Consider the following 9,771-nt stretch of genomic DNA (forward strand, 5'->3'; position numbering starts at 1 on the left):
ATGATTCCGACACAACGGATTTCACTCTTCGCGGGAGATCGATCCAAGGGCATCGAGTCAGTCCTCGGCGGGACCGAAGTCCTCACCACGCCATGCCGCCGGCGTGATCGGACCGGGCCGACAGGGTGGTGACGACACCCCGAGGCGACCGTGCGCGCGCCGCCGCGGCGGGCGGCGCGTCTGCCACGATGAGACCCAACGTTCTGTTTATGCGAACCTCACGAGAGGCGGGTCGGTCATGCGGTTGGTCGCGGAGATCCTGGTTGGGTTGTTGGCCGCGTTGCATGTGTACATCTTGGTGTTGGAGATGTTCTTGTGGACCACACCGCGGGGGCGGGCGGCCTTCGGGACGACGGCGCAGTTCGCCGAGGAGACGAAGGCGTTGGCCGGGAATCAGGGGTTGTACAACGGGTTTTTGGCGGCGGGGCTGATCTGGGGGTTGATCGCTTCGGATCCGACGGGGCAGGCCGCGAAGATCTTCTTCGCGGCCTGCGTGGTGGTGGCCGGGCTTTACGGCGCGGCGACCGCCAATCGTCGGATTCTGTTCGTGCAGGCGCTGCCGGGGGCGATCACGTTGATCGCCGTGCTGATCGCCGGTTAGCGCGCCGCGCTGAGGGCGATCTTGGCGTTGCGGCCGGGGCGCTCGCTGGCGGCGGCGGCTTCGGCCGCTTCCTCGAGCGGGTAGGTGCCCTCGACGGGGAGGTCCAGGACGCCCTGGGCGGCCAGGGTGACCAGCTCGGTGATGAGGCGGCGGCGCTCGTCGCCGCCGATCTCCTCGGCGCGCTTGGAGCCCCAGAAACCCTTGACCACGGCCTGTTTGAAGATCAGCGGGCCGGGGTTGAGGACCATCGGCTGGCCCGAGAGCGCGCCGAAGGTGATGAGTTCACCGCGCGGGCCGAGCAGGGAGAGCAGGTCATTGGCGGCCTTGCCGCTGACCTGGTCGACGGCGCGCACGATGGGTTCGCCGCCGGTCAGTTCCGCGGCGCGCTCCTGCCAGCCTTCGGACTCGGTGTCGAGTACCGGTTCGAAACCCAACTCCCGCAAGGACTTCGCGGACGCGGCGCTGCGCACGAGGTTCAGCACCTTCACACCGCGAGCCCGCGCGAGCAGGTTCAGCAGGCGACCGACCGCGCCATTGGCCGCATTGACCGCAATCCACTGCCCGGCTTCGACATTCAGATCCTCGAGCAGCATGAGCGCGCTCAAGGGCATGGCCAGCAGCTGGCTGGCGGTCGCGTCGGACACCGAGTCCGGCACCGGCACCACGCCGCCCGCCTTGGCCACGAAGTATTCCGCCCACGCGCCCTGCACACCCGAAACCGTCACGCGCTGACCGATTTCCAGGCCGGTGACACCCTCGCCGAGGGCGTCCACGCGACCGACGGCCTCGGTGCCGGGCACGGCGGGCAGTTCCGGCCGATAGCCGTAGATGCCACGAATAATGGCCAGGTCGTGATTGTGGATCGGGGCCAGCGTGGTGGCGATGCGCACCTCGCCCGGTCCGGGCTCGGGCACGGGCCGCTCACCCGCAGTCAAGACATCCTTGGGCTCGCCGAACTGTTCGATGACTACCGCACGCATGCTCATCCTCCTCAGTCCTCGACCACGATGACGTCGACATCGATGTTTCCACGGGTGGCATTGGAGTACGGGCACACCTGGTGCGCCTTGTCCGCCAACACCCGCGCCGCATCGAGCGGCAGATGCGGCAGCGACACCTCGAGGGTGACGGTCAGGCCGAAGCCGCCGGTCTCGTTGGGGCCGATGCCCACCTTCGCGCCGACGGCCGAATCGTCGACATTCTCCTTGGTGGCACGCGCGACGGTGCGCAGCGCCGAGTGGAAGCAGGCCGCGTACCCGGCGGCGAAGAGCTGCTCGGGGTTGGTGCCGATACCGTTGCCGCCCATCTCCTTCGGGATCGACAGGTCGAATTCGACCTTGCCGTCATCGGTGCGGACGTGCCCGTTGCGGCCGTCACCGGTCGCCAGGGCCTCGGCGGTGTAGAGCACGCTCATCGGTCGTTCTCCTTCGATCGGGTATGGGTGGTCAGCGCCTCGGTGAGTCGGCGCAGGGTGGTTCGGAGTTCGGACAGTTCGTCCAGGGACATGCCGGTGATCTCCTCGGACTGCCCGGGGATATGGCATGCGGCCGAGCGCAATTCACGACCGCGCTCGGTCAGGGTGATCTCGACGCGGCGCTCGTCGGCCGTCGAACGCCGACGCGCGACGAAACCGGCCGATTCGAGCCGTTTCAGCAGGGGCGACAGCGTGCCGGAGTCCAATTCCAGCGCCGAGCACAGATCGCCCACGGTCCGGCCGTCGCGCTGCCAGAGCGCGAGCAGGACCAGGTATTGCGGATAGGTGACGCCGAGCGAGTCGAGCTTGGGTCGATACATGGCCGTCATCGCTCGCGATGCCGCGTAGAGCGCGAAGCACAGCTGGTTCTCCAGCACCTGCTCTTCTGCCATGTCCAACAAAGTAGCCAACAATTAGATTGTGCACAATGCATCTGGCCGTCTCGTCCGTCACACCCCGCGGCGACCAGGACAAGGACCGGTACCGATCACCGGGAATCCCCCTCGCCGACGGCCGGATTGGCGCTACCTTCCACTAGAACCCGTTCTAATAGGGGAGTCAGGAGTGGCGATGACGCACGAGGTAGTGAGCCGGGTCGAGGAGCTGTCGGGGCAGTTGGCGGCGACCGCCGACGAGACCGAGCGGCTGGGGAAGCTCGCCGACGAGAGCGTGAAGCTGATCCGGCAGGCCGGGGTCATGCGGCTGCTGCAGCCCACCGACTTCGGCGGGTACGCGGCCCATCCGCGCGACTTCGCCGAGGCGGTCATGGCCGTGGCCAAGCACTGCGGATCGACCGGGTGGGTGTGCGGCGTGGGCGGGGTGCATCCGTGGGAGATGGCGCTCATGGACCGGCGGCTGCAGAACGAGGTGTGGGGCGAGAATCCGGATACCTGGATCGCCTCGCCGTACGCGGCGCAAGGTGTCGCGACACCCGTCGACGGCGGGTTCACCCTGCGCGGGCGGTGGCAGTTCTCCTCGGGCACCGACCACTGCGACTGGATCTTCCTGGGCGCGCTGACCGGTGACGCCGAGGGCAATCCGATCCTGCCGCCCAAGGTCATGCACGTGGTGCTGCCGCGCAGGGACTACACGATCGTGGACGACTCGTGGGATGTGATCGGGCTGCAGGGCACGGGCAGCAAGGACATCATCGTCGACGGGGCGTTCATTCCGTCGTATCGGACCATCGAGTTCGACGCGGTCGCCGAGGGCGAGATCGCCGCCGAGCGGGCCGGGCGCACCGACACCGTGTACAAGCTGCCGTTCTGGGCCATGTTCCCGCTCGGGATCACCGCGGCGGTGGTCGGCATTGCCGAGGGGGCGCTCGCCGCGCATCTGGATTACCAGCGCGATCGCGTCACCGCCATGGGCACCCGAATCAAGGACGACCCGTACGTGCTGTCGGCCATTTCGGAGGCCGCGGCCGATATCGCGGCGTCGCGCACCCAGCTGCTGGACGGTGTCAGCCGTCTGTACGACAAGGCCGAGGCGGGCGAGGAGATCACCTTCGCCGATCGTTCCCTCGTGCGCCGCAATCAAGTTCGCTGCGCTTGGCGGGCGGTGTCGGCGGTGGACGAGATCTTCGCGCGCTCGGGCGGCAATGCGGTGCGGCGGCAGAATGTCATGCAGCGGTTCTGGCGGGACGCGCACGTGGGATTGCAGCACGCGATTCACACGCCCGGATCGCTGTATCACTCAACGGCATTGACGATCATGGGCGTCGAACCCGAGGGCCCACTGCGCGCCATGATCTGAAAATCCTCCGAACCACGCCCGACGGCCCTGCTTACGGGCCGTCGGCGTGGTTGATGCCGTAGGTTTGCCACCGAACGTGTCCGGAGAGCGGTTCGGGTGGCGAGGAGGCAGGGTGGCGCGGGCCGACGGTGGCGGGAGCGGAACGGCGCTCCGCACTGACCTGCCCTTGTCCGCGGCCCAATTGCGCTGGTGGGTGGCCCAACAGCTGTTCCCGGCGGTACCGAACACCGTGGCCATGTACATGGACCTCACCGGGGCGCTGGAGCGGGAATTGCTCCAGGAGTGCGGCGCACGGGCGGCCCGTGAGCTGGAATCCCCGCTACTGCGGTTCCGGCTGGTCGAGGGGTATCCGCGGCAGTACACGGACCCGGACGCGTTCGAGCCCGCGCCGTTCGTGGATCTGACCGATCGACCCGATCCGCTGGCGGCCGCGCGGGAATGGATGGAGCGGGACTACGGCTCGCCCCTGGACCTGCTCGCGGATCCGCTGACCGTGGCCAGGGTGTTCCGGCTCGGACCGCAGCGGCATCTGCTGTATCTGCGCAGTCACCACATCGTCCTGGATGGATTGGGCGCGGCGGCGCTGCTGCGCCGGACCACCGAGTTGTACAGCGCCACACTCGATTCCGACCCAAAGGTCAGGAACGAGCCCGCTTTCCTGACGGTCGCCGACATCCTCGATGACGAACGCGAGTACCTCACCTCCGCGCGTGCCCGCGCCGATCGCGCGTACTGGTCGGCGGAACTGGCCGGAATGGCCGAGCCCGCCCGCCTGGTCTCCTCCCCCGCCGCCCCGGCTCCGCGACCGCATCGGGTGGCCGCCGAGGTGCCGGAGACGATCGCGACCCGGCTGCGCGAGCTGCGCCAGGACGCGGGAATCGCCTTCCCCGAGCTCACCATCGCGGCCTTCGCCTGCTATCTGGCCGGAATGACCGGCTCCGACGAGATCGTCCTGTCGCTGCCCGTGCCCGCGCGCCCGACGGCGGCGCTGCGGCGTTCGGCCGGGACGGTGTCGAATGTGGTGCCCTTGCGGCTGACCGGGATTCGCACCGCGACCGGCGGCGAGGTGATCGAGCAGGTGCGGGCCAAGGTGGTCGGGGCACTGCGGCATCAGCGGTATCGGTACGAGGACATGCTGCGCGACAGCGGGGAAAACCATACGGTGCGGGGCAGTTTCGGGCCGGTGGTGAATATGCTGCGGTTCGTCGAGCAGCCGCGGGTCGGGCCGCTGAGCGCCGAGGTGCGGTTGTTGTCGCTGGGGCCGGTGGAGGATCTGCTGGTCAACGGGTATCAGCTGGGGCCCGATGAGCGGACGATCACGCTTGATATGCAGGCGAATCCGGAGCTGTACAGCCGGGAGACGCTGGTCTGGCATCACGAGCGGTTTCTGGAGTATCTCGAACGGTTCCTGTCGGACCTGAGGCAGCTGGTGCCTGGCATCGAACTGCCGGGGCCCACGCCGGTCGCCGCGCAGGATCGGACCTATCGACTACTGCCGGACCTGCTGCGATCGAACCTCGTCCGCTCCCCCGATTCGGATGCGGTCGCGCTCCAGGACGGCACACGGACCTGGACGTACCGCGAATTCGACGAGCTGTCCTCACGCTGGGCCCGCGAGCTGATCGAAAACGGTGTCGGCCCTGGCGAATTCGTGCTCGTGGCCGTGCCGCGGTCTGCCGAATCGGTGCTGGCGGTGTGGGCGGTCGCGAAGAGCGGGGCGGCCTTCGTGCCGATCGATCCCACCGATCCGGCACGGCGTTTGCGGACGGTCGCGGCGGATTCGGGTGCGCGGGTGGGTATCACGGTGTCCTCGGTGCACGCCGACCTGCCAGAGGAGCCGATCTGGCTCGAACTCGACGATCCCGAACTCGGTGCGCGGGTGGCACAGCGGTCGGGTGCGCCCGTGCGCGACGATGACCGAACGCGACCGCTGCACGCGGAGCATCCGGCGTATCTGATCTACACGTCCGGGACCACCGGTACGCCCAAGGGTGTGGTGGTCAATCATCGCGGGCTCGGATCACTCACCGATTACATCGTCGACCACTATGCGGTGGATGCGAATTCGCATGTGCTGCATGCCCACGCGCCATCCTTCGACGCGCACCTGCTGGAGTTGCTTGCTGCCTTCGCGGCGGGAGCGCGGCTGATTGTCGAGCCGACGGGCGTGGTCGCCGGGGTCGAGCTGACGCGATTGCTGAATGCCGCGCGCATCACCCATTTCCTGACCACACCGGCGGTGCTGGCGACGCTGGACCCGTCGAACGTGCCGACACTACGGACCGCCGTGGTCGGCGGTGAGGCATGCCCCGCCGAGTTGGTTCGGCGTTGGGCACCTACGGTGAGTCTCTTCAATGGCTACGGGCCGACCGAAACCACCATCATGGCAACGCAGTCGGCGGCATTGAGTCCTGACCGGCCGGTCACCATCGGCCCGGCCCTGCCCGGTGTGCAAGCGTTCGTTCTCGATTCCCAGCTCCGCCCGGTCCCACCCGGCGGCCACGGCGAGCTCTACCTGGGCGGTCCGGGCGTGGCCCAGGGATATTTGCGTCGGCCTGGCGCGACTGCCGAGCGATTCCTTGCCAGTCCGTTCGGAATCGGCGAACGGCTGTATCGCACGGGCGATCTCGTCAGCGGCGAGGTGGACGGCAGCCTGGTGTTCCTCGGCCGTGCCGACGATCAGCTGGCGGTGCGCGGACGGCGGGTGGAAGCCGGTGAGGTCGCGGCGGCGCTCATGACCCTGCCCGAGATATCGCAGGCGGTCGTGACGGTGGACGACGCAACGACCGGCGTCCGGTTGATCGGCTACGTCGTTGCGGCACAAGACGTTCGCCTGGACACCACCGCATTGGTTCGCCGCCTGCGCACGCTGCTGCCCGCAGCCCTCGTGCCCGCGCAACTCGTGGAACTGGATCGTCTCCCGGTCACCGCGCACGGCAAGGTCGACCGCGCCGCACTGCCACCGCCACCAAGCGCCCACCGCGAGTACCGTGCTCCCGAAACCGAGTTGCAGCGATTGGTCGCCGAGCATTTCGCCTCGGCCACTGAGACCGAGCGCGTCGGGCTCGACGACGACTTCTTCGAACTCGGCGGCAATTCGCTACTGGGCGTGGCAGTTTCGGCCGAATTGTCGGCGGCCACCGACCTGCCGGTCACGGTGCGCTGGCTCTACACCGCCCCCACCGTTGCCGAGCTCGCCGAGCGGATGGCTGCCCACGATGGCACCACGGCCTCCGACGATGCCCTGGGCGCGGTACTCACCTTGCGCCGCAATGGTTCCGGCGCTCCCCTGTTCTGTGTGCATTCGGCCGTCCCGCTGGCCTGGTGCTACGCGGGTCTGGCCCAATACATCCACGACAGGCCGGTATTCGGCCTCCAGGCTCTCGATTCGAGCGGTGACCCGCAGCCCGCCAGCTCGATCGACGACCTGGCCGGTGGCTATGTCGAGGAGATCTTGCGTGTCCAGCCGGAGGGGCCGTATCACCTGCTCGGCTGGTCGCTGGGCGGGCAGATCGCCCATGCCATCGCCGTCCGATTGCGCGCCCGGGGTGCGGACGTCGCCACCTTGGCCATGCTCGACAGCATCGTCTTCCCCGATGACATGCCGCCCCCGCCCATCCCGCGCATGCGTGATCTGCTCACGCACCTGCTCGGCGATGAGCCCGAGGACGGCGACGACCTCCCCGAGGTGACGGCCGAGCAGGCGGCCGCCGAATTGGCCACGTCCGGAGCGTCTTTCGGTTCCGGCCTCACCGCCGAACAACTGACCCGCCTGCATCGCGGCTACGTCGACGGCGTCCAACTGTCGGCTCGATACCGCCCGGCCGTCTTCGACGGCGACCTCCTCTACTTCTCCGCGACCCGCGGCATGACCGAGTCGATCGACTCCGGCATCTGGCGTCCCTACGTCACCGGAACCCTCACCGAGCATCCGGTCGCCGCCACCCACGCCCAGCTCACCAATGCCGACGTGGTCGCGGTCATCGGCCCGATCCTGGCCGCCCACCTCGAAGGCCGCGCGTGAGGACCGGATCGCGCACGGACGTGCGATGGTTCAACGTCTACGAGGATCCGGAGCAGTGGGATCGCCAGGGCGAGGCGGCCGGAATCCTCACCCGATGGGTGACCGACCACCTCATGCGACCCCATCCCGACCTGGGCCGCCCCGGGCCGGTCTGCCCGTTCGTGCGGAGCAGTGTGGGACGGCAGCTGTTCTGGGCCGGGCTCGTCGAGGGTGGCGACGAGCTGCCCATCGAACGCATGAGCCTCGTCATCGAGGATGCTTTCGAGCTGTATCGCGCTCTGCGGCAGGCTAATCCGGCCGATGCTCGCGGTTTGACGCTCGTCACCGCCTTCCCGGGACTCACCCGCTACGACCTGATCGATGCGGTCCATCAGAGCCGCAAGACCGAGGTGGTGTCCCAGGGCATGATGCTCGGCCAGTTCTATCCCGGCTGTGCGGTGCCCGGACTGTGGGACCGCGACTTCCATCCTTTGGACGCCCCGCTTCCCATGTTGGTGCTGCGAGCGATGATGAGCACGGATTTCCCGTTCCTGGCGGCCCGCTCGGACTGGCTCTACGCTTACTTCACCCAGCTCGCCCCCGACCTCCCCCGCAACCTCCGTCGTTCGATAGCTGAGCGGATGCGAGTATCCGAAGCAGAGGCGGGCGAGATCACCGCACTGCGCGCACATTCCGCCGACGAACACGCGCGGTGATGACGGAAAATGCGCGCTAGCGGCGAGATACTCCATTCATGCATCGGCTGTCGCGCTCCCTCATTGCCCTGATCGCCACATTTGCTGCACTCATGCCCGTCACCGCCGCCACCGCTTCGGCGGCCCCGGGCGACGGTGCCGCCATCCTCGATGTGCGTCCGCTGGGCGGCCGCCTGTACGAGGTGACCGTCTACTCCCCGGCAATGAACCGAACCATCCCGGTGTGGGTCTCCCACCCCGACTTCCCCGCCCCGGCCCTCTACCTGCTCAATGCGGTGGACGGGGGCGAAAGCGGCGGCCCGTGGTCCAACCGCACGGATGTCGCGCAGTTCTTCGCGGACAAGCCGGTCAATGTGATCACGCCGATCGGCGGCCGGGCCAGCTTCTACACCGATTGGATCTCCGACGATCCCACCCTCGGCCGGAATATGTGGTCCACCTTCCTGATTCACGAACTCCCGGCGCTGTTGGAATCGCGCTTCCAGATGACGGGGCGCAATGCGGTGGCGGGCGCATCGATGTCGGCCACGTCCGCGCTGGATCTCGCACTCGACGCACCCGGCATGTACCAAGCGGTCGGCTCCTACAGTGGCTGCCCGCGGACGAGCGACGCACTGGCCCGCACCTATGTCCGCTCCGAGTTGGGCACGTTCGGTGCGAATGCCACCAATATGTGGGGCGCGGACGACAATCCGGCCTGGGCCGCGCACGATCCGGTGCTCAACGCGGAGCGGCTGCGGGGTGTGGCGCTCTACATTTCCGCGGGGAACGGGAGTCCGGGAGTGCATGAAGGGCTCTTCGATCCGTCCATTGCGGGGGACGTGGGGAGGTTGGCGGATCGGATGGCGGTTGGTGGGGTTATGGAGTCGGTAGTTAGGGAATGCACGGATTCGCTTGTTGGGCGGTTGAATTCGTTGGGGATTCCGGCGCAGGTGGCTTATCGCAATGGGACTCATGCATGGCCTTATTGGCAAGATGATTTGCATGATTCTTGGCCATTATTCGCGGCGGCGCTGGGGGTTTAATTGAAAATGCTTGTATCACTTTATAATTCGATCGAAATGGCGTTCGAATTGGGGTAGAATAGGGGTATGGCCTGGGGTGGAGCGGTTTCCGAGAGCATCACGATCGCGCAAGCGGTCGCGATGCTCTCGGCCGCGACCGACGCCCTGCTCGCGAATTCGCTCGACGGTGTCAGCGATGACGAATTCATTGCGGTGAT

Annotated in this window: 8 protein-coding genes; 5 read left to right on the plus strand and 3 right to left on the minus strand. The window is 67.5% G+C overall.

Annotation, left to right across the window (positions count from 1 at the left end; translation table 11 throughout):
- Positions 1-238 precede the first annotated feature (238 nt).
- On the plus strand, positions 239-601 hold the full coding sequence (locus VMT65_RS26775; RefSeq protein WP_326311159.1) for a DUF1304 domain-containing protein: 363 nt from the start codon (positions 239-241) through the stop codon (positions 599-601).
- Here VMT65_RS26775 and VMT65_RS26780 read toward each other — a convergent pair.
- Genes VMT65_RS26780 through VMT65_RS26790 form a run of 3 tightly spaced genes read right to left on the minus strand, consistent with a single transcriptional unit; the run spans position 598 to position 2,467 of the window.
- Positions 598-1,581, minus strand: a complete 984-nt coding sequence (locus VMT65_RS26780; RefSeq protein WP_326311160.1) for a zinc-binding dehydrogenase — start codon at positions 1,579-1,581, stop codon at positions 598-600. The genes VMT65_RS26775 and VMT65_RS26780 overlap by 4 nt on opposite strands.
- A gap of 11 nt (positions 1,582-1,592) precedes the next feature.
- Positions 1,593-2,015: an organic hydroperoxide resistance protein gene (locus tag VMT65_RS26785; protein ID WP_326311161.1), complete on the minus strand. Its 423-nt coding sequence runs from the start codon at positions 2,013-2,015 to the stop codon at positions 1,593-1,595.
- Positions 2,012-2,467, minus strand: coding sequence for a MarR family winged helix-turn-helix transcriptional regulator (locus tag VMT65_RS26790; protein WP_326311162.1), 456 nt, complete (start codon positions 2,465-2,467; stop codon positions 2,012-2,014). Before VMT65_RS26790 ends, VMT65_RS26785 begins: the two co-directional genes overlap by 4 nt.
- A 178-nt stretch (positions 2,468-2,645) precedes the next feature.
- Between VMT65_RS26790 and VMT65_RS26795 the strand changes: the two genes are divergently transcribed.
- The 4 genes from VMT65_RS26795 (at position 2,646) to VMT65_RS26810 (ending at position 9,574) form a co-directional block, all read left to right on the plus strand.
- Positions 2,646-3,830, plus strand: coding sequence for an acyl-CoA dehydrogenase family protein (locus VMT65_RS26795; protein WP_326311163.1), 1,185 nt, complete (start codon positions 2,646-2,648; stop codon positions 3,828-3,830).
- Between the two features lie 112 nt (positions 3,831-3,942).
- Positions 3,943-7,854 carry an amino acid adenylation domain-containing protein gene (locus VMT65_RS26800; protein ID WP_326311164.1) on the plus strand — a complete coding sequence of 1,304 codons (3,912 nt, stop codon included), beginning with the start codon at positions 3,943-3,945 and terminating at the stop codon, positions 7,852-7,854.
- Positions 7,851-8,549 (plus strand): DUF6875 domain-containing protein, encoded by a 699-nt coding sequence (locus VMT65_RS26805; RefSeq protein ID WP_326311165.1) that lies wholly within the window; start codon positions 7,851-7,853, stop codon positions 8,547-8,549. Before VMT65_RS26800 ends, VMT65_RS26805 begins: the two co-directional genes overlap by 4 nt.
- A 38-nt stretch (positions 8,550-8,587) precedes the next feature.
- Positions 8,588-9,574, plus strand: a complete 987-nt coding sequence (locus tag VMT65_RS26810; protein WP_326311166.1) for an alpha/beta hydrolase — start codon at positions 8,588-8,590, stop codon at positions 9,572-9,574.
- Positions 9,575-9,771: the final 197 nt, after the last annotated feature.

This window comes from Nocardia sp. CDC153, from assembly GCF_035818515.1.
Classification (GTDB): domain Bacteria; phylum Actinomycetota; class Actinomycetes; order Mycobacteriales; family Mycobacteriaceae; genus Nocardia.